Origin of the sequence: Mesorhizobium sp. M0029 (genome assembly GCF_040323735.1) — a bacterium.
GTDB lineage: Bacteria > Pseudomonadota > Alphaproteobacteria > Rhizobiales > Rhizobiaceae > Mesorhizobium.
In genome coordinates this window covers 1-581 of the sequence record NZ_JAMYVF010000063.1, presented here as the reverse complement: position 1 = coordinate 581, position 581 = coordinate 1, and the positions used below count along the sequence as shown (strand labels likewise).

At 58.5% G+C, this 581-nt stretch carries 1 protein-coding gene; it reads right to left on the bottom strand.

All coding sequences use genetic code 11. From position 1 onward, the window contains the following. Nucleotides 1-520, bottom strand: a 520-nt coding sequence (locus NKJ76_RS32345) for a transposase family protein (protein WP_502902380.1), incomplete at its 3' end; no start/stop codon positions are given. Nucleotides 521-581: the final 61 nt, after the last annotated feature.

The following is a 581-nucleotide window of genomic DNA, read 5'->3' as shown; positions in this document are numbered from 1 at the left end:
CCGCTGTCGTTGCCTTCTCGTGCAGCTCGACGAAAGCGAACTTCGAGGTCCGATCTATGGCCACGAACATATGCAGCTTGCCCTGCTCGGTTCGGACCTCGGCGACGTCGATATGGAAGTAGCCGATTGGATAGGCCTTGAACTTCTTCCTTGCCGGCTTGTCGCCCTCGACATCCGGCAACCTGCCTATCCCGTGACGCTGCAGGCAGCGATGCAAGGATGACCGCGACAGATGCGGGATCGTCGGTTGGAGAGCATAGAGGCAATCGTCCAGTGGCAGCAGCGTATAACGCCGAAAGGCGACGATGACCGCCTCTTCCTCAGTCGATAGCACTGTCGACTTCGGATCTCTGGGGCCAGTCGGAAGATCGGCGGCCGACGTCCGGTTCCTCCACTTCCTAACCGTCTTCTGATTGATGCCGTAGCGCTTCGCCAGCGCCCTCAGGCTCTCTTGACTATGCTGTATCGCTCGACGGATCGCCTCTGTCGTCGTGGCGCTCCCATGAAGAACCTGGCCCATAGCGCATCCTTTGATTCGGACGAAAAGTATGCGCCATCAAAGCCTGGGATCAAACACCTAG